Annotated in this window: 17 protein-coding genes and 1 pseudogene; 12 read left to right on the top strand and 6 right to left on the bottom strand. The window is 66.0% G+C overall.

Annotated features, from left to right (window positions below; all coding sequences use genetic code 11):
- The first annotated feature begins 29 nt into the window (after nt 1–29).
- The 8 genes and pseudogenes from LR961_RS14990 (at nt 30) to LR961_RS14955 (ending at nt 7385) form a co-directional block, all read left to right on the top strand.
- Complete coding sequence (locus LR961_RS14990; protein WP_232150747.1) at nt 30–1295, top strand: MFS transporter; 1266 nt, start codon at nt 30–32, stop codon at nt 1293–1295.
- 19 nt (nt 1296–1314) lie between these two features.
- Nucleotides 1315–1521: pseudogene (locus LR961_RS14985) on the top strand (tautomerase family protein); the annotation flags it as partial.
- On the top strand, nt 1518–2315 hold the full coding sequence (locus LR961_RS14980) for a fumarylacetoacetate hydrolase family protein (protein ID WP_232150745.1): 798 nt from the start codon (nt 1518–1520) through the stop codon (nt 2313–2315). The pseudogene LR961_RS14985 and the gene LR961_RS14980, both read left to right, overlap by 4 nt.
- Nucleotides 2316–2355: 40 nt before the next feature.
- Nucleotides 2356–3294: an acetaldehyde dehydrogenase (acetylating) gene (locus tag LR961_RS14975; protein WP_232150744.1), complete on the top strand. Its 939-nt coding sequence runs from the start codon at nt 2356–2358 to the stop codon at nt 3292–3294.
- Nucleotides 3295–3304: 10 nt separating this feature from the next.
- On the top strand, nt 3305–4345 hold the full coding sequence (gene dmpG / locus LR961_RS14970; RefSeq protein ID WP_232150743.1) for a 4-hydroxy-2-oxovalerate aldolase: 1041 nt from the start codon (nt 3305–3307) through the stop codon (nt 4343–4345).
- On the top strand, nt 4342–5130 hold the full coding sequence (gene dmpH, locus LR961_RS14965; protein ID WP_232150742.1) for a 2-oxo-3-hexenedioate decarboxylase: 789 nt from the start codon (nt 4342–4344) through the stop codon (nt 5128–5130). Before dmpG ends, dmpH begins: the two co-directional genes overlap by 4 nt.
- Nucleotides 5131–5326: 196 nt before the next feature.
- A complete protein-coding gene (locus tag LR961_RS14960; protein ID WP_232150741.1) occupies nt 5327–6685 on the top strand; it encodes a DcaP family trimeric outer membrane transporter in 1359 nt (452 codons plus the stop codon).
- A 91-nt stretch (nt 6686–6776) separates the two neighbouring features.
- Entirely contained in the window at nt 6777–7385 is a 609-nt protein-coding gene (locus tag LR961_RS14955) for an LON peptidase substrate-binding domain-containing protein (RefSeq protein ID WP_232150740.1), read from the top strand.
- A gap of 226 nt (nt 7386–7611) precedes the next feature.
- On the opposite strand, the gene LR961_RS14950 is transcribed toward LR961_RS14955, so the two are convergent.
- Nucleotides 7612–9618 carry a bifunctional DedA family/phosphatase PAP2 family protein gene (locus LR961_RS14950; RefSeq protein ID WP_232150739.1) on the bottom strand — a complete coding sequence of 669 codons (2007 nt, stop codon included), beginning with the start codon at nt 9616–9618 and terminating at the stop codon, nt 7612–7614.
- 126 nt (nt 9619–9744) lie between these two features.
- Between LR961_RS14950 and LR961_RS14945 the strand changes: the two genes are divergently transcribed.
- Both LR961_RS14945 and LR961_RS14940 read left to right on the top strand, forming a co-directional pair.
- Nucleotides 9745–10410: a serine/threonine protein kinase gene (locus LR961_RS14945; protein WP_232150738.1), complete on the top strand. Its 666-nt coding sequence runs from the start codon at nt 9745–9747 to the stop codon at nt 10408–10410.
- Nucleotides 10407–10952 carry a DUF2867 domain-containing protein gene (locus LR961_RS14940; protein WP_232150737.1) on the top strand — a complete coding sequence of 182 codons (546 nt, stop codon included), beginning with the start codon at nt 10407–10409 and terminating at the stop codon, nt 10950–10952. Before LR961_RS14945 ends, LR961_RS14940 begins: the two co-directional genes overlap by 4 nt.
- A 24-nt stretch (nt 10953–10976) precedes the next feature.
- Here the strand turns inward: LR961_RS14940 and LR961_RS14935 are convergent, their stop codons facing one another.
- A complete protein-coding gene (locus LR961_RS14935; RefSeq protein WP_232150736.1) occupies nt 10977–11654 on the bottom strand; it encodes a hypothetical protein in 678 nt (225 codons plus the stop codon).
- 111 nt (nt 11655–11765) lie between these two features.
- On the opposite strand from LR961_RS14935, the gene LR961_RS14930 reads away from it, so the two are divergent.
- Entirely contained in the window at nt 11766–12584 is an 819-nt protein-coding gene (locus LR961_RS14930; protein WP_232150735.1) for an NAD(P)-dependent oxidoreductase, read from the top strand.
- A gap of 119 nt (nt 12585–12703) precedes the next feature.
- Here LR961_RS14930 and LR961_RS14925 read toward each other — a convergent pair whose 3' ends face one another.
- Nucleotides 12704–13567, bottom strand: a complete 864-nt coding sequence (locus LR961_RS14925; RefSeq protein ID WP_232150734.1) for an ion transporter — start codon at nt 13565–13567, stop codon at nt 12704–12706.
- A gap of 70 nt (nt 13568–13637) precedes the next feature.
- Between LR961_RS14925 and LR961_RS14920 the strand changes: the two genes are divergently transcribed.
- On the top strand, nt 13638–14867 hold the full coding sequence (locus LR961_RS14920; protein ID WP_232150733.1) for an acetylornithine transaminase: 1230 nt from the start codon (nt 13638–13640) through the stop codon (nt 14865–14867).
- 178 nt (nt 14868–15045) lie between these two features.
- On the opposite strand, the gene LR961_RS14915 is transcribed toward LR961_RS14920, so the two are convergent.
- Genes LR961_RS14915 through LR961_RS14905 form a run of 3 tightly spaced genes read right to left on the bottom strand, consistent with a single transcriptional unit; the run spans nt 15046 to nt 18874 of the window.
- On the bottom strand, nt 15046–16890 hold the full coding sequence (locus LR961_RS14915; RefSeq protein WP_232150732.1) for a serine hydrolase domain-containing protein: 1845 nt from the start codon (nt 16888–16890) through the stop codon (nt 15046–15048).
- Nucleotides 16887–18176, bottom strand: coding sequence for a HAMP domain-containing sensor histidine kinase (locus tag LR961_RS14910; RefSeq protein ID WP_232150731.1), 1290 nt, complete (start codon nt 18174–18176; stop codon nt 16887–16889). The genes LR961_RS14915 and LR961_RS14910 overlap by 4 nt, the downstream gene beginning before the upstream one ends.
- A complete protein-coding gene (locus LR961_RS14905) occupies nt 18173–18874 on the bottom strand; it encodes a response regulator transcription factor (RefSeq protein ID WP_057632913.1) in 702 nt (233 codons plus the stop codon). Before LR961_RS14905 ends, LR961_RS14910 begins: the two co-directional genes overlap by 4 nt.
- Between the last annotated feature and the right edge of the window lies 1 nt (nt 18875).

The raw sequence follows: 18875 nt of genomic DNA, 5'->3' as shown, positions 1-18875 counted from the left end.
TATCAGCCAAGATTCCGGAGGGGAAGCCAATGGCGCAGCGTGGTTCAACGATCCAAGAGGTACCGGCCGCCAGCAGCGGCCGCTGGTGGCAGGGCGCCAGCAAGCAGCAGTGGGGCACGTTCCGTTCGGCCTACCTGGGCTGGATGCTGGATGTGATGGACCTGATGCTGTTCGCGATGGTGCTCAAGCACGTCAGCGCGGACCTGGGCTTCGACAAGTCGCAGGCGGGCATGGTGATGTCGGCCACGCTGCTGGCTACCGCGTTCGGCGGTCTGGTGTTCGGCTACCTGGCCGACCGCATGGGCCGGGCCAAGTCGATGATGCTGAGCATCATCTGCTACTCGATTGGTACCGCGTTGTGCGGTCTGTCTGACTCGCTCGGCCAGCTGATGCTGTTCCGGATCATCGTCGGCCTGGGTGTGGGCGGTGAGTGGTCCGCCGGTTCGGCGCTGGTGAGCGAGAGCTGGCCGGCACAGCACCGCGGCAAGATCCTGGCCTGGATCCAGAGCGCATTCGCGTCCGGCTATGCCGCCGCTGCGATCGTTGCCGCACTCGTGGTGCCGACGCTGGGTTGGCGCTGGGTATTCGTGGTCGGCCTGTTGCCGGCGTTGCTGGCGTTCTATGTGCGTCGCCACGTCAAGGAACCGGAAATCTGGGTCAACCAGAAAGAGCGCCTGACTTTCGGCCAGACCATGGGCCAGCTGTTCGGTACGCATGCACGCAGCACGATTGTCGGCCTGGCCTTCGTCACCGCGGCGATGTGCGGCTACTGGGGCTTGTTCACCTGGATTCCGACCTACCTCGCCACGCCGGTCGCCGACGGCGGCCCGGGCCTGGACATGGTCAAGTCAACGATCTGGATCGTGATCATGCAGATCGGTGCGGCGTTCGGTTTCGTCACCTTCGGTTACATCGCCGACTGGGTAGGCCGCAAGAAGGCTTTCATGATCTTCTTCGTCTGCTCGGCACTGACTGTCCCGGTGTTCGTGATGATCAAGTCGCCGATGCTGCTGATGGGCTTCGGCATCGTCGTTGCCTACTTCGGCACCGGTTTCTACAGCGGCTTCGCGCCGACCTTTGCCGAGATGTTCCCCACCTCGGTACGCGCCACCGCGCAGGGCTTTGTCTACAACGGCGGACGGGCCATCGCCGCCATCGCGCCGGCCCTGATCGGGTTCCTGGCCAACAGCTACGGCGTGGCCAGTGGGCTGATGGCCACAGCCGGGTTCTTCGGGTTGGCCGCACTGATCGTGCTGCTGTTCCTGCCCGAGACCAAGGGCGCCGAGCTGACCTGATTGCAACCGCAGGAGTGAACCCATGCCGATCATCCAGGTGACCCTGGTGCAGGGCCGTGACGAGGAAAAAGTGCAGCGTTTCATCCGCGAAGTGGCGCGGGTGGCGCATGCCGAACTGGATGCGCCGATGAGCGCGATCCGGGTGATGGTCAATGAAGTACCGCCGCAGCGTTTCGCGGTGGGCGATGTGCTCAAGAGCGATCCCAAAGAAGGAAGCAAGGCATGAGTGCCGTGTCCCTGAGTAACCAGGCCATTGCCCTGCATGGCGCCGAACTGCACCGCGCGTTGCGCAGCGGCGTGGCGGTGGAGCCGCTGAGCGAGCGTATCCCCGGCCTGGCGTTGAGTGATGCCTATGCGATCTCCAATGACCTGCTGGCCCGTCGCCTGGCAGACGGTGAGCGCGTGGTTGGCAAGAAGATCGGCGCCACTTCGGTGGCGGTGCAGCGCATGTTGAAAGTGGATCAGCCGGATTTCGGCTTTCTCACCGACCGCATGCAGGTGGCCAATGGTGGCGTATTGTCCACCGCCGGCATGATCGCGCCGCGTGCCGAAGGTGAGATCGCCTTCCACCTCAAGCGCGATCTGGTCGGCCCGGGCATCACCCACCACGACGTGCTGGCGGCGACCGAAGCCCTTTCGGTGTGCTTCGAGATCGTGGACTCACGCATCCGTGACTGGCGCATCGGCATCACCGACACCGTGGCCGACAACGCTTCGGCAGCCGCGTATGTGCTCGGCGGGCTGCGCGTGTCACCGAAGAATCTGGACCTGGGCACGCTCGGCATGATGGTCGAGAAGAACGGCGAGCTGGTCGCCACCGGTGCCGGTGCCGCCGCACTGGGCTCGCCGGTCAACTGCGTGGCGTGGTTGGCCAACACGCTGGGCAGGCTCGGCACGCCGCTGAAGGCGGGCGAGGTGATCCTGTCCGGTGCGCTGGTGCCGCTGATCCCGGTGAGCGCCGGTGACCACATGCGTGTGCGCGTCGGCGCGCTGGGCAGCGCCGAGATCCATTTTGCATGACGCCTGCTTCCTCCCCCACATTGAACGACAGGAGTTCTGCATGACCCTGAAAGCGGCAATCATCGGTCCCGGCAACATCGGCACTGATTTGATGATCAAGATCCTGCGCCACGGCAAGCAATTGCAGATGGCGGCGCTGGTTGGCATCGATCCGGCATCGGACGGCCTGGCGCGTGCGGCGCGCATGGGCGTGGCGACCATCTCCAGCGGCGTGGCCGGGTTGATCGAATCGGAGTTGTTCGCCGATATCGACATCGTGTTCGACGCCACCTCGGCCTCGGCGCATGTTGCCAACGACGCATTGCTGCGCGCGGCCAAACCGGACATCCGCGTGGTTGACCTGACCCCGGCGGCGATCGGCCCGTATTGCGTGCCGACCGTGAACCTGGAAGACAACATCGAGGCGGCCAACGTCAACATGGTCACCTGCGGCGGCCAGGCCACCATCCCGATGGTGGCAGCGGTGGCGTCGGTGGCCAAGGTGAAGTACGCCGAGATCGTGGCCAGCATCTCCAGCAAGAGCGCCGGCCCGGGCACGCGCGCCAACATCGATGAGTTCACCGAAACCACATCGCGCGCGATTGAAAGCGTGGGTGGCGCGCAGGTCGGCAAGGCCATCATCGTGCTGAACCCGGCCGAGCCGCCGTTGCTGATGCGCGACACCGTGTACGTGCTCAGTGAAGTGGTCGATACCGCCATCATTGAAGCGGCCGTGACCGACATGGCTGCACGCGTGGCTTCCTACGTGCCGGGTTACCGGCTCAAGCAGCAGGTGCAGTTCGAACTCATCGAGGAACCGGTCAACGTGCCGGGCATTGGCCAGAGCACCGGCCTGAAGACCTCGATCTTCCTGGAAGTGGAAGGCGCCGCGCACTACCTGCCGGCCTACGCCGGCAACCTGGACATCATGACGTCGGCCGCGCTGGCCACCGGAGAGCGCATGGCCGCCTCGGTGCTGGCTGCGCGTGCAGCGGCGTGAGGACATTCATATGACTGCCAACAAGCTCTATATCTCCGACGTCACCCTGCGTGACGGTTCCCATGCCGTGCGTCATCGCTACAGCCTCAAGCAGGTGCGTGCGATTGCCACCGCGCTGGACCAGGCCCGGGTCGATTCGATCGAGGTCGCCCATGGCGACGGCCTGCAGGGTTCCTCGTTCAACTACGGCTTCGGCGCGCACAGCGACATCGAGTGGATCGAAGTCGCAGCCGAATCGGTTTCCCACGCGAAGATCGCCACGCTGCTGCTGCCAGGCATCGGCACCGTGCATGACCTGAAGAACGCCCATGCCGCCGGCGCGCGCATCGTGCGCGTGGCCACGCATTGCACCGAGGCCGACATCTCGCGCCAGCACATCGAAGCGGCCAATGCGCTTGGCATGGATGCGGTCGGTTTCCTGATGATGAGCCACATGACCACGCCGCAGGCGCTGGCCATCGAAGCAAAGAAGATGGAGAGCTACGGCGCGTCCTGCGTGTACGTGGTCGATTCCGGTGGCGCATTGAACATGAATGATGTGCGTGACCGGGTCGGCGCGCTGCGCGAGGCGCTGCTGCCGGACACCCAGATCGGCATTCACGCCCACCACAACCTGTCGCTGGGCGTGGCCAACTCCATCGCCGCGGTCGAAGCGGGCGCGATCCGCATCGACGCCAGCCTGGCCGGCATGGGCGCCGGCGCCGGCAACGCGCCGCTGGAAGTGTTCATCGCCGCCGCCGAACGCATGGGCTGGAACCACGGCTGTGCGCTGTACACGCTGATGGATGCGGCCGACGACATCGTGCGTCCGTTGCAGGACCGCCCGGTGCGGGTGGATCGCGAGACGTTGGCGCTGGGCTATGCCGGTGTCTATTCGAGCTTCCTGCGCCACGCGGAAATCGCATCGCAGCGCTTTGGCCTGAAGACCGCCGACATCCTGGTCGAGCTGGGCAAGCGCCGCATGGTTGGTGGCCAGGAAGACATGATCGTGGACGTCGCACTGGACATGCTGCGTGCGCGCGGCGAACAACCGCAGGAGATGCAGGCATGACGCTGGAGCGTTCCATTATCGAGAGCTGCGCCCTGCAGCTGCTGGCCGCCGAACAACAAGTGCGCGAGGTAACCAAGATCACCGACGCGCATCCGCAGATCGATGTCAGCGCCGCCTATGACATCCAGGAATGTCTGCGCAGCATGAAGCAGGCTGGCGGCGTTCGGATTGTCGGCATGAAGATGGGCCTGACCTCGAAACCGAAGATGCAGCAGATGGGCGTGGATACGCCGATCTACGGCTTCCTCGGTGATGACAACGCGGTCGATGACGGCGCGGTGGTCGACACCGCGCGCCTGATCCATCCGAAGGTGGAGGCCGAGATCGCCTTTGTCATGCGCGAGGAACTGGCCGGACCCGGTTGCGATATCGCCAAGGTACTGGCGGCCACCGATTACGTGGTGCCGGCGATCGAGCTGATCGATTCGCGCTACGAGAACTTCCGCTTCGACCTGCCCAGTGTGATCGCCGACAACACCTCGGCCGCGCGCTACGTGTTGGGCTCGCGCCCGACATCGGTGGAAGGGCTGGACCTGGAAACCCTGGGCGTGGTGATGGAGAAGAACGGCCAGGTGGTCGAAGTGGGTGCCGGTGCTGCCGTGCTGGGCAATCCGGCCGAGGCGGTGGCGATGCTGGTGAACATGCTGGCCGAGCGCGGTCAGACGCTGCCGGCCGGCAGCGTGGTGCTGTCCGGCGCGATCACCGCGGCGGTGGCGGTTACTGCCGGTGACAACGTGCTGGTGCGCGCGGATGGCATCGGTACGACGTCGATGCGGTTTGTTTGAGAGTTTGGCGGCAGGGTGGCATCTGATGCCGGAACTCCACATGTTCCCCTGCATCACGTCATTCCTGCGCGGGTGGGAATGACGGCCTGAAAGTCGGTCGGGCAGTCCGGACGACCGCAGCGAAAACAACGTTCTTCATGACCGGCGCTCGCCCGAGCGCCGGAACGGTGTCCTGTTGCCCTGGGAGGGGAAAACAATGATCGGTAACAAGAAGCTGGCCGCCCTGGCCACCACTGCGGTACTGGCCGCGATGCCACTGAGCGCCCTGGCCCAGGCCATGGACGCACAGGCCATGGAGGCGCGCATGGCGCAGTTGGAGCAGGAGATGCAGCAGATGCGCGACATGCTGCAGGCCTACCAGCAGCGTGATGCTGCCAATGCCGCTGCGGCGCCGACGGCGGCCGCGCTCGACGCCACCCGCGTTGCCGCACCGGCGGCACCGGCCGTCGTGATGCCCAATGCAATGGCGGGCACGAAGTTCTCCTTCGGTGGGTTCATCAAGCTGGACTCGATGTACACGCGCACCAGTGACGGTGAGATCGCCGATGGCTCGGCCGGACGCCTGTTCTACTTCCCCGCAGCCACCCCTGTGGCCGCTGACGGCAATGGCCGCAGTGCCAGTTACACCGATGTGCACGCGCAGTTCTCACGCTTCTGGCTCGGTGCCGATACCACCACCGAGCGTGGCGACAAGCTCAAGGCCTACATCGAGGCGGACATGTACGGCGGCGGCAGCAATGCCTTTGCCGGCAACGAGGTCATCACCAACACCTACGCGCTCACCCTGCGCCAGGCCTACGTGAGCTGGAACAACTGGCTGGCCGGCCAGACCTGGTCCAACTTCCAGGATGTGGCGGCGTTGCCTGACACGGTGGATTTCACCGGGCCGTCGGAAGGCACCATCTTCTCGCGGCAGGCGCAGCTGCGTTACACCCGCGGCGCATGGTCGTTCTCGGCGGAGAACCCACAGACCACGATCACCCCGTTCGGCGGCAAGGGTGCACGCATCAACAGCGGCGCCGACGTGATGCCGGACCTCACCGCGCGCTGGCTTACCCGCGGCGATTGGGGCCACTTCACCGTTGCCGCACTGTTGCGCAACTTCCGCTACGACGGCGATACCGAAACCGGTGGTGCCTTGAGCGTCTCGGGCAAGTTCAACATGGGTGCCAATGACGACCTGCGCTACATGGTCAGCGGTGGTGCCGGCGTGGGCCGTTACCTGGGCTTCGCGCTGGGTAGCGACACCGTGCTGGATGAGGAAGGGCGCCTGCATGCGATGGACGGCTATGGCGGATTCGCCGCATGGCGTCATGCGTTCTCGCCGAAGCTGCGCGGCAATCTGGTGTACTCGGTGGCGCTGCTCGACAACGATGCCGCGCTCACCGGTTACGAAGTCACCGAGAAGGCGCAGTCGGTGCGTGCCAACCTGATCTACTCGCCGTTCCCCAAGCTGGACCTCGGCGTGGAACTGAGCCACGCGCAGCGGCGTCTCCAGAACGGCGAGGAGGGCGACATGAATCGCCTGCACACGCATGTGAAGTACAACTTCTGACGCCAGCGCCGCAGCGGCCGGGTGCTGTTGCGGCGGTACCAGCAGGCGGGCTGGGGTAACATCAGCCCCGGTCCGCCCGTTTCTGCATCAGATGACTTCCTTGCAAAGCCTGCCGTTGTTTCCGCTGCATTCGGCGCTGCTGCCGGGCGCAGCGTTGAGCCTGCGCGTGTTCGAAGCGCGGTACCTGGATCTGGTGCGCGAATGTGGTCGCAAGGGCAGCACATTTGGTGTCTGCCTGATCCTGCACGGTGAGGAGGTCGGTGCACCGGCCACGCCTGCGGCGTGGGGAGTCGAGGCGCGGGTCGAGGATTTCGATGTCGGTGCCGACGGCGTGCTGGTGCTGCGCCTGCGCGGTGGCCGGCGTTTCCACGTGCTCGAAACCCGCGTGCGTGACAACGGCCTGGTCGTGGCCGAGGTGCACTGGTGCGAGCGCGACAGCGATGACGAGCTGCGGCCCGAGCATGCGCTGCTGGGCATCCTGCTCGAACGCATCCTGGAGCAGGCCGGTGGTGAATATGCATCGGCCGGGCCGGCACAGCTGGATCAGGCCGCATGGGTCGGCTGGCGTCTGGCCGAACTGCTTCCATTGCAGGAGCAGCAACGCGTGCTGCTGCTCGAAGAAGACAATCCGCATCAGCGGCTGGATCACCTGCTGTCGTGGATCCCCGGCTTCGACGTCCCGCAGGAAGAAATCCTGTAATCGTCCGAACGAAATGCAAGGGGCCGATTGCGTCGGCAGGGATGAGATCCCGGCAGCATCTCCGCGCGGAGACGGGCTAAAACTAGCGGATGCCCCTTGTAGGAGCGGCGTCAGCCGCGAAGCTGGAAACAGCTCCGGCAGCGACAATCGCTGCAATTGCAGGTGGGCTGGCAGCAGTACTATCCGTGGCCGCGCAGCCTGCGCCGCTACTGCACTGAAGATCACATCAATCGGCGGAAACATCCCCGCTGCGGATCATCAGCAACGGCAAGCCGGTATCCGGCTGGGTCTGCTGCTGGCTCTGCACGCCGTCCAGTGATTTCTTCAGTGCGTCCAACGCCGGATCGACACCGCGCAACGGGCGCCACGCACCGAACAGCTTCAGATGCCGCTCGTAACGCAGCGTCTGCGCGCTGCCCAGCCACACCGGCTGCTGGCCCGGTTGCAGACGTACCGACGAAGGCCACAGCCGCAGCGCATACATTTCGTCGGGGCGCTCGCTCGGATGCAGCATCAACAGCGCTTCGACATTGGTATCCAGCGTGGCCGGCAGCACCGGCACCTCGCTGGGCGCGGCCTTCTGGTCCAGCATGATCAACGCCTGCTGCCAGCCGGCCTGCGGCTGCATCGTCCAGCCATTCTTCTCCAGCTGTTGCTGGAAGGCAGGCAGCGGCCCGGCCACCTGCACGTCCAGCGGCCAGCGCTGGTCGTCGTCGAATTCGTTGCGGCGCGCCGGCAGCTCGCGCCAGCCGTCCTGCCACCAATGGGCGGCGTCCATCTGGCGCGGGGTCCCGGCGGCCGGCTCGAACTTGGCCAGCTTGGCCGGCACATTGCTTGGCGCGTACCACAGGCCAGCCAGCACGAAGACGCCGTAGAACACCCAGGTCACCGGCTTGACCCAGAACGAGCGGTTGAAGCGGCGGCGGTAGGCAACGCCCAGCAGCAACAGCCAGAACAGGCCGAACAACATGCCGCCGATGACGTCGCTGAGCCAGTGCGCGCCCAGGTAGATACGGGCAAAGCCAATGATCGTCACCACGCCGCCGCAGACCAGGTACGGCCACACGCGGGTGCGGCCGGGCAGTTCGCGGCCGATCAGTACGGCGAAGAAGCCGAAGGTGATGGTGGCCATGGTCACCGCCACCGACGGGAAGCCGAAACCGCTGCTGGCCGACGGCGGACGTACCACGTCCACGGTGGTGCCGAGCAGTTTTGTCAGCGCAAGGCCGAAGGCCAGCGCCGCCAGCCAATGCACGACCGCCATCCAGCGTCGGCGCCAGGCCAGGTAACCCATGCCGGCGGCGATGGCCGGCAACAGCACCTGCCAGTCACCCAGCGAGGCCAGGGCCGCCATCGGGTAGTCGGCCAGCGGGTTGCGCAGCGCCAGCATCAGTTCGTGTACGGCAAGATCCAGCGCCAGCGGTTCGCCGTGGCCGACCACCACCATCAGCAGCACGAACCAGCCCCAGCCCAGCAGCAGCAACATCAGCGCCAGCATCGCCAGCGGCACCGACTCACGCCGCTTGGGGTCAAACAGGTCACTCAGCGCACGGCCCAGCGGGCGCGGGTGCCGTTGCGACCAGCGCAGCAGCCGGGCCAGCCAGCTGTCCATGCGCGCGGCCGACCAGCGGTAGCTGTACAGCACGATGGCCCACACCAGGCCCAGCATCACGCCCAGCAGTGCCACCACCACGAACAGTCGCCCGGCCACGGCGGCGACCGCATCGTAAGCCTGGCCCAGCGCCCAGCCCGGCAGCAGGAACAGCACCGCCCAGGACAGGCAGGCGATGCCGCTGGCCTTGAGATAACGGCTGAAGGGCATGTGGGCCATGCCGGCGATGGCCGGCACGAACGGGCGGATCGCACCGACATAGCGGGCGATCAGGATGCTCTTGAAGGCGTTGCGCCGGAACAGCAGTTCGCCCCGGTCCAGCAGCTGCGGGTAGCGGCTGAACGGCCATACCCCACGCAGGCGGTCGCCCCAGCGCCGGCCCACCCAGTAACTCAGGCCGTCACCGGCAAAGGCGCCAAGGGTCGCGCAGGCAATGGCATAGGGGCCGGACAGCTCGCCCATTCCGATCAGCACGCCCACGGCGATCATCAGCGGCAAGGCCGGCACGATGGCGCCGAGGATGATCACGGCGTCGCAGAAGGCGATGGCGAAGATCGCGGCACCGGCCAGCACGGGATGAGCAGCAATCCACGCCAGCGTGGTGTCGATCCAGGAATTCATCGGCCGATTATAGGGGCAGGGCTTTGTCAGACCGGAACCCTGACGATGGGTTCAATAGGCTCGCGCCAACGCCGTTTAGCTGTGGTGATGCTCAATGAAGAAGGCCGTGCCGACTAGAATGCGCGGATGAAACAACCCTCCACTCCAGGCGCCTTCACCGCGCTGAAGGCCGACAGCTTCGGGCGCATTCTGCTGGTCGATGGCGAGCACGGCCGGTTCGTACGCCGCGACCTGGGCGCAACGCCGCTGTGGCTGCGGCTGCCGGCCTGGTGGCTGGCCAGGCGCGAGGCGCGTGCATTGGCCAAGCTCGATGGGATGGAGGCCACCCCGCGCCTGCTGGCCTGGGACGGCCGCTGGCTGGACCGCAGCTACATGGAGGGCGCGGCCATGTACCAACGGCCGCCGCACGGGGACGTGGCTTACTTCCGTGCCGCGCGTCGGCTGTTGCAGCGGGTGCACCGGCACGGCATCGCCCACAACGACCTGGCCAAGGAAGCCAACTGGCTGGTGCGTGAAGACGGCTCGCCGGCGCTGATCGATTTCCAGCTGGCGGTGTGCGGCAACCCGCGCTCGCGCTGGATGCGGCTGCTGGCGCGCGAGGACCTGCGCCACCTGCTCAAGCACAAGCGCATGTATTGCCGGCAGGCGCTGACCCCGGTGGAGCTGCGCGTGCTCAAGCGTCATTCCTGGGTGCGCGAGCTGTGGTTCGCCACCGGCAAGCCGGTCTACCGCTTCGTCACCCGGCGCATCCTGCATTGGGAAGACAACGAAGGGCAGGGGCCCAAGCCGTGAGCGACCGTGAGCGGGCGCATACGGTTGCGATCGCGCCCGGTGACCTGCTCCATTCGCGGCTGGCGGGCAGCCATTTCGCCCATGCCGCGCGGATCGTCCTGCCTGGCCGGCCACAAAGCGCGCTGCAGGCCTACCTGGACATCGCTGGCCAGGTGCCGGGCTGGTTCGACGGCCTGATGCGCGTGCGCAATGCCGGCATGCGCCTGCTTGGGATGAAGGACCTGGGAGCGATCCGCAGCGTGCCGGCGCTGGCGCCGGCGGAACTGGCAGTGGGGCAGCGGTTGGGCATCTTTACCTTGGGCGAACAGAGCACCGACGGCATCGTGCTGGGTGACAGCGACCGTCACCTGCGCGTGGATCTGTCATTGCAGCTCGGGTCGGATCCGGCAGGCCGTGAACTGACGCTGGCAACCGTGGTGCATCTGCATCGTCCATTCGGCCGGCTGTACATGCTGCCGGTCGCGCCGCTGCATCGGATGATCGTGCCGCGCCTGCTGGAGCGCTACGCGCGTGACCTTGCCGCGTCAACCGGCGGGTGCTGAGGCAGCGCCCGCCGAGGCACGGCTTCAGCGCAGCTCCACCAACTGCTTGCCAATGAAATTGCGTTTGGCGTCGAAGTCGTAACCGACAGTCACCTTGCCCTCCTCGGCACAGGCATGGCAGCTGCGCAGTGGGGTGGTGTAACGCAGGCGCACGCCGCCATCGGCCAGGACTTCGCTGCCGCTGGCCTGGGCCGGTGCGAACGGGCTGGTGTCCGGGTGCTTGTCGATGAATGCCTTGTACTCGGGCGAGTTGCGGATGCCTTCATCAAGCACATCTTCATCCACGTCGATGGTCCTGCCGGCCGCATCCACCAGCCAGGTGCCCTGGTTGGTATTGGCGCGGAACGGGAACTCCAACAGGGCTACGCCAACGCCTTCAACGCTCTGCCACCCACTCACATAGCCGGGCTTGCCCTGTGCGGACAGCTTGCGTGCGGCACTGATGGCCGCCGGTGAAGCGCCACCGGCGCGCAGGGTCTGGACCAGGCACACATCGGCCGCAGAAGCGGCGCTGCGGCAGGTGTCGAGGGAGCCCTGCCATACCGCCTTGGCATCGAGTTTGACCGCTGCCTCGCCCAGCCCGGTGGTCTGCGCGGTGACGTCCTTGTGGGGCGTTGCCGGCTGCACGGGTGGCTGGGGTTTGTCGCAGGCGCCGAGCGAAAGGGCGAGCAACAGGGGGGCAGTACGGTACAGCGGGTTCATCGTCGGGTCCTGGGGGGAGGAAAGCGACGACCAGTATCGGCAATGCGCATGAACGGAAAGTGTCGAGGCGCACCGGCATAATGCCGGCTGTTTCCAACCATCGGTACGGATATGGGCAGCTTGCAGGGCAAGACACTTTTCATCACCGGCGCCTCGCGTGGCATCGGCCTGGCCATCGCACTGCGCGCGGCGCGTGATGGTGCCAACGTGGCCATCGCGGCCAAGTCGTCGGTGCCCAACCCCAAGTTGCCGGGCACCATCCACAGCGCGGCCGAAGCGGTGAACGCCGCCGGCGGCCAGGGCCTGGCACTGAAGTGCGACATCCGTGAGGAAGACCAGGTCAATGCGGCCGTGGCAGCCACGGTCGACGCCTTCGGTGGCATCGACATCCTGGTCAACAACGCCTCGGCGATCTGGCTGCGTGGCGCGCTGGACACGCCGATGAAGCGTTTCGACCTGATGCAGCAGGTCAATTCGCGTGGCAGCTTCCTGTGCGCGCAGGCCTGCCTGCCGCACCTGCTGCAGGCCCCCAATCCGCACATCCTGACGCTGGCACCGCCGCCGAGCCTGGACCCGAAGTGGTGGGCACCGCACACCGGCTACACGCTGGCCAAGATGGGCATGAGCTTCGTCACCCTGGGCCTGGCCGGTGAATTCGGCCCGCAGGGCGTTGCGGTCAATGCGCTGTGGCCGCGCACGGTGATCGCCACCGATGCGATCAACATGATTCCCGGCGTGGACGTGGCCGGCTGCCGTCGTCCGGAAATCATGGCCGATGCCGCGCATGCTGTGCTGACGCGCCCGGCCGCCGGCTTCAGCGGCAAGTTCCTGATCGATGATGAAGTGCTGGCCGAAGCCGGTGTGACTGACCTGTCCGGCTATGCGATGGACCCGTCGCGGGCGCTGCTGCCGGATTTGTTCCTGGATTGAACCCGATGCCGTAGGAGCGGCCTTGGCCGCGAAGCCGGTAAACGTGCAGGTCGCGGGCGGTGTTCCCGCGACGGAGCATGTTCGCGCTTCGCGGCTGACGCCGCTCCTGCGGCTGCCGCTCAGGGATCAATATGTTCGGGCAGTTCATGCCCGCAGCGATTGCAGAAATGCGCCTTGGCCTCGTGGCCTTCGTGGCCGCAGACAATGCAGCCGCGCGTGTCATGGCGTTGCTCGCGCAGCATGTTGCCGGCCAGTTCGGCGGTGTAGATGCCGGTAGGCACCGCCAGGATGCTGTAGCCGATCAGGATCAGTGCCGAGGTGATGAAGCGGCCAAGCGTGGTGTGCGGGACGATGTCGCCGAAGCCCACCGTGGCCATCGTCACCACCGCCCAGTACATGCTGGTCGGAATATTACTGAAGCCGTATTCCGGCCCTTCGATCACGTACATCAGCGCGCCGGCGATGATGGCGATGGTCACCACCATCGACAGGAACAGCAGGATCTTGCGGCGGCTGCGCCACAGCGCCTGCATCAGCACGCCGCTTTCTTCGATGTAGCGGGTCAGCTTGAGGATGCGGAACACCCGCAGCAGGCGCAGCACGCGCACCACCAGCAGGCTCTGCGTGCCGGGGATGAAGAAAGATATGTACGACGGCAGGATGGCCAGCAGGTCGATGATGCCCCAGATGCTGAAGGCATAACGCAGCGGGCGCCGTACCACCAGCAGGCGCAGCACGTACTCAGCGGTGAACAGCAGGGTGAAGCCCCATTCGACGATGTAGAAGCCGGTGGCCCAGGACGCATGGATGCGCTGCACGCTGTCCACCATCACCACCAGCACGCTGGCGAGGATGGCCCAGACCAGCAGCAGGTCGAAGCGGCGCGAGGGCGGGGTGTCGGTGCGGTGGATGATGTCGAACCAGCGCCGGCGCCAGCCGGTTTCGCTGGCGGGGTTCAGTTGGGGGGCAGTGAAAAGTCGCATGGGCGGCATTGTGCCGCAGCCGGTGGAATGGGGGACAATGCGCCTTTCACACCCATCCCACCGGAATGCCATGACCGCCGTCGCTGACCCGCTGTTGTCCCTGTCCAATTACTACCTGCCGGTGTACCGCCCGCGCCAGCTGGTGCTGGAACGCGGCCAGGGTGCCCGTGTGTGGGACACGCAGGGGCGTGAGTTCATCGATCTGGCCGCCGGCATCGCGGTATGTGGCCTGGGCCACAACAACCCGGACCTGAAGGCCGCGCTGTTCGAACAGGCCGAGAAGCTGTGGCACACCAGCAACATGTTCTACAGCGAACCGCCGCTGCACCTGGCACAGGAACTGGTGGATGCCTCGCGCTTCGCCAAGCGCGTGTTCCTGTGCAATTCCGGTGCCGAGGCCAATGAAGTGGCCATCAAGCTGGTGCGCAAGTGGGCCAGCACGCAGGATCGCGGCCCGGAGAAGCGCTTCATCGTCACCTTCCGCGGCAGCTTCCACGGCCGCACGCTGGCCACGGTGACCGCCACCGCCCAGCCCAAGTACCAGGAAGGCTACGAGCCGCTGCCCGGTGGCTTCCGTTATGTCGATTTCAACGACGTGGCCGCGCTGGAAGCGGCGATGGCCGGCGGCGACGTGGCTGCGGTGATGTTCGAGCCGGTGCAGGGCGAGGGCGGTGTGATGCCGGCCAGCGCCGAGTTCATGCGCCGTGCCCGTGAGTTGTGCGACCAGCACGACGCGCTGCTGGTGCTGGACGAAATCCAGGTCGGCATGGGCCGTACCGGCGAGCTGTTCTCGCACTGGAGCTGGGGCGTCACCCCGGACATCGTCACCCTGGCCAAGGCATTGGGCGGTGGTTTCCCGATCGGCGCCATGCTGGCTGGCCCGAAGGTGGCCGACGTGATGGGCGTGGGCGCCCACGGCAGCACCTTCGGTGGCAACCCGCTGGCCGCAGCGGTCGCCCGCGTGGCGCTGCGCAAGCTGTCCTCCGATGAGATCAAGGCCAACGTGATGCGTCAGTCGGCTGCGTTGAAGGCCGGGCTGGAGGCCATTGGCGAAGAGTTCGGCGTGTTCGAGCAGGTGCGTGGCATGGGCCTGATGCTGGGCGCGGTGCTCAAGCCGGAATACGTGGCCGACATCGGCGTGCTGCTGGACCTGGCTGCCGAGAAGCAGGTGCTGATCCTGCAGGCCGGCACCAGCGTGCTGCGCTTCGTGCCGGCACTGAACATCACCGATGAAGAAGTCGCCGAAGGCCTCAAGCGCGTGCGTGAGGCGATTGCCGCGTACATGGCGTCGCGCAAGTAATCCGCAACGTCTTGGCCCGGGCAGGCGCAGCGCGCCCGGGCCAAATACCGCCCTCGATATGCCTCCGGCTTGCCGGATGCGTCGGGGGCTTTTTTGTTAGGCCGCCGGTGAATGGATGTCCGGGCTGCCCGCCTCTTCCGTCAGTGAGAAGCGGAGGATTTCCCGTTTCCCGATCGCGTTACAGCGACCACAACCGCAGCGGCAGCAATCCCCACGCCACCAGCAGCAGGACACCGGGTAGCGACATGGCAATGCACAACGTCGCTGCCCGAATGCTGCGACTCCCGTCGCGCCACTGGCGCAATCCCAACGCAACACCGGCGAGCAGCGCCAATGGGAGGGCCAAGGTCACCAAAGCGAGTAAGGAGCTGGCCACGGTCCTGTCGCCGAGTCGCAGCAGTGACTGTTGAAGGAAGAACGGCCACGGCAATAACAGCGCCGTGCAGGCCAGCAATGGCGCGAACGCGGGGTGCCGCCAATGCAGCCGGCGTCGAAGTGCGAGTGCAAACCCCAGTACCAGCAGGATGACAAGCGCGGCGCAGGCAATCGCCAGCAGCAGCGCCGGCAAAGCGATCTGCCATTTCGGAACGCGGACATGGCTGCGCAATCCATCGCTCAGCACGCGCTTGCCGTCATCGCCGATCAGCAATGCATGCGAGGGCAGGGTGCGGCCGTCTGCGCGAAACAGATTGCCTCCCATCGGTTGCAGCAACTGCGCCTCCTTCGACAAAGTGCGAAGACGCAGCGTGTTGCCGCTTCTATCCACGCGAATGAAATCGGTCAGTGCCTGCAAGGGTGCGATGGCAGGCATGGGTGCCGGCGCGCGCACGTAGAAACCAGACCAATCGTGAGGCGAGTGCTCCAGTGGCTGGGAAGCACGCGTTGGTGCGGCCTTCGGCAGCGCCAAGGCATCGATCAGACGACGATTGAGGCGTTCGTTGTCGGCATCTTCGTTGTCGGTGTTGGTCGCAACGAAGAACGCACTGCGGTGTTGAGGAAACACACAGAGCATTGCCCAGAAGCCGACCGTGTTGCCCGGATGGCAGGCGCCGACCACGCCGTGCCGGTCGCGGCCGACCAGCACCAATCCATGCCCCAGCGGGAGCCCCGCACGCGCCGCTTCGGTGTCACCTGGCCGGGTGATCGCTGCCATCAGCTCGGGGCTGATGAATGGCTGCGCATGCACGGTCCCATCGCCGAGCAGAAACGCGGCAAAGCGCGCCATATCCGCTGCGGTGGTGGTCAGCTGGGCGGCCGGGCGCAGGTAGGTGGGCACGGCCGGTGCGGGATGGGCCTGTTCGAAATGCCCCATCGCCAGCCGCGCGTCCGCAGACGGCCCGGACTGCGCGGTGAAGGCGAAGGTGCTGTCGTGCATGGCCAGGGGCGCGAGCACTTCGCGGTTCATCCAGGTTTCGTAACGCTCAGCCGTAACGGCTTCGATCACTTGCCCGAGCAGGGTGTAGCCGAGATTGGAGTAACTGAAGCGGCTGCCGGGCCGGTTCAGCACCGGCAATGCACCCGCATCGGTTCCCGAGCCTGTGGCCAACGGAGTATCCGCGGTGGCTTGAAGGCTGAAGAACTGCGACAGCTTCAGGTTTTCCAGTCCTGCGGTGTGTTCCAGCAGGTGGCGCACACGCACCGGATGAGTGGTTTCCCAGGGATTGTCGAAACGGATGGACGGTACGACCTCGCTCACCGGCGCATCCAGCGACAGCCGGCCGCTGCTGACCAGATGCAGCACGCCAACGGCCAGCACCGCCTTGGTGACCGAGCCGACGTGCACTCGGCTGGAGGCCAACATCGGCGCGCGGCTGCGGGCGTCACTGACGCCGGCAGCGCCGCTGATGACGCTGCCATCGGCCGCCACGGTCGACCAGACGACGCCTTCCCATCTTTCCTCGCGCAGCAGCTGCTGCATGTCGGTCTGCAGTGATGTGCTTTCACGTGTGGCAGCGCATGCCGTGGTGGCCACTGCAGTCCACAGCAGAAATCCGGCCAGCAAGCGTGGCCATTTCATCGTCATGGCGCAGGCTCTGTGGCAAGCGCGAAGCTGACCGTCGTCAGTTGTTCGGTGTTGTCGATGACCAGGTCGATGCCGTGGTGGTCGCACAGGCGACGCACGATGGCCAGGCCCAGACCAAAGCCGCTGCTGGCTTCGTCCTTGACGAAGGGGCGCAACGCGTCGTTGCTGATTGCTACGCCGGGATTGGAAATGCACAACCGCTGCGCTTCGACGGCCACGCGGATCTGTCCTGCATCGGTGTGGGCGAACGCATTGCCGATGAGGTTGGCCAGCAGTACCTGCAGCACCGCTGCCGGCAGCGTGCTGGTGGCCTGTGTGGGAACGTCGAGATCGAGGTGGATGTCCTTGCCATCGAGCAGCGGTGATTGCTCGATGACAACCCGCTCCAGCATCGGCAGGACGCGCAGGGGCTGGCCATCAGCAGGCAATGCCTGTTCGCGCGCGAGCGTCAGCAGCATGGCCACCGTCTGCTCAAGCTGCAGGGTCGATTGCTGGATATGGGCCAGGCCTTGTCGGGTACTGGTCGAAAGCCCCGGCTCACGCGCCAGTCGCTCGGTGGTACTGCGGATCACGGCCAGCGGCGTTCGCAACTCGTGGCTGGCATCGCGGGTGAACTCGCGCTCGCGACTGACGAACGCGCGGATACGGGCGATCAGCGCCTGCAGTCGTTCTGCCAGTACACCGACTTCATCATTGGGGAATTCCGCTGCGAAGGTGTCCGGCATGTGTTGCGGGTCGGTTTGGTCCACCAGCTGTGCCAGCTTCGAGAGCGGGGCGGTGGTACGCCGGGCCAACCACCAGCCCAGCAGCAGTGCGAGGCTGATTACCGCCACGCCCGTCCACGCCAACAACTGCAACAGCGCCGCGCGCTGGGGTCGCACCACCAGCAATTGGCTGACTTCGGCGAGCAACCAGGCGGGCTTGCCGGTGTCTGCGGGCTGCAGGCGTTTGAGGTGGTAGTGGCGACCGTCGACTCCGGGAAACTCGGTGCGGTGTGGTTCAGCAGCCAGTGTGCCGGCGATGCCGTCGGGGAGCTGATCGGGCGACGCGATCACCTGCATCCACGATTCACGCGGTGTCTTCCATTGGCCGGTGCGTGCATGGTGTTCGATCTGCTCGCCGGCTTCACGGTCCAACAGGCCGTTGAAGAACATGTCCTCCACCGCGTAAGCGAACACGGCCACGTACAGTCCGAACAGGGCAGCCACCACTAGCGTGAAGCCGGCGAAGGCGAGCATCAGCCGGTTGCGCAGATGCCTTCGTGGCGGCGTGCTGGAGCGGCTCATGACGTAGGTGCCTCGTCGGATTCAAGCCGGAAGCCGACGCCATGCACCGTCTTGAGCATCTGCGTGGCGAAGGGTTTGTCCAAGGCCTGCCGCAGCAGGTAAAGATGGGTGCGCAGCGGATCAGAGTCGGGCGGTGCGTCTCCCCAAAGCCGCTGCACCAGCTCGCTGCGGGTGAGCGTGCGCGGCCAGGCCTCTGCCAGCGCGAGCAGGATGTCGTGGCTGGTCTGGTGCAGCTCCAGCAGCTGCCCGTCGCGATGAACGCTGTGGCTGCGCCGGTCGATATGCAGGCTGCCGATGCGCAGCACATGCGTCTGCCCGGCCCGGTGGCGTTGCGACAGGGCGATGCAGCGCGCAACCAGCTCTTCGCCGGCGAAGGGTTTGACCAGATAGTCATCGGCACCGCTGCGGAAGCCGCGCAGACGGTCATCCAGCGCATCACGCGCGGTCAGCATCAGGATCGGGATGTGGCGGTCGGCATCGGCCCGCAGCTGCTGGCATACCTGCAGGCCGTCCATGCCGGGCAGGCCCAGGTCCAGCACCAGCACGTCCGGCGGCGCGGCCAGTGCCGACTGCAGGCCACTGCGGCCGTCTGCGGCGAACTCGCTGTGGAAGCCGTGCGCGGCGAACAGCGCCTGCAGGTTGTCACGCAGCAGGCGGTTGTCTTCGATCACCAGAATGCGCAGCGCAGGCAGGGGCATG

This window comes from Stenotrophomonas sp. SY1, assembly GCF_021202945.1.
GTDB lineage: Bacteria > Pseudomonadota > Gammaproteobacteria > Xanthomonadales > Xanthomonadaceae > Stenotrophomonas.
Note: the sequence above shows the minus strand (reverse complement) of the source record. Positions and strands in the feature narration are given on the sequence as shown.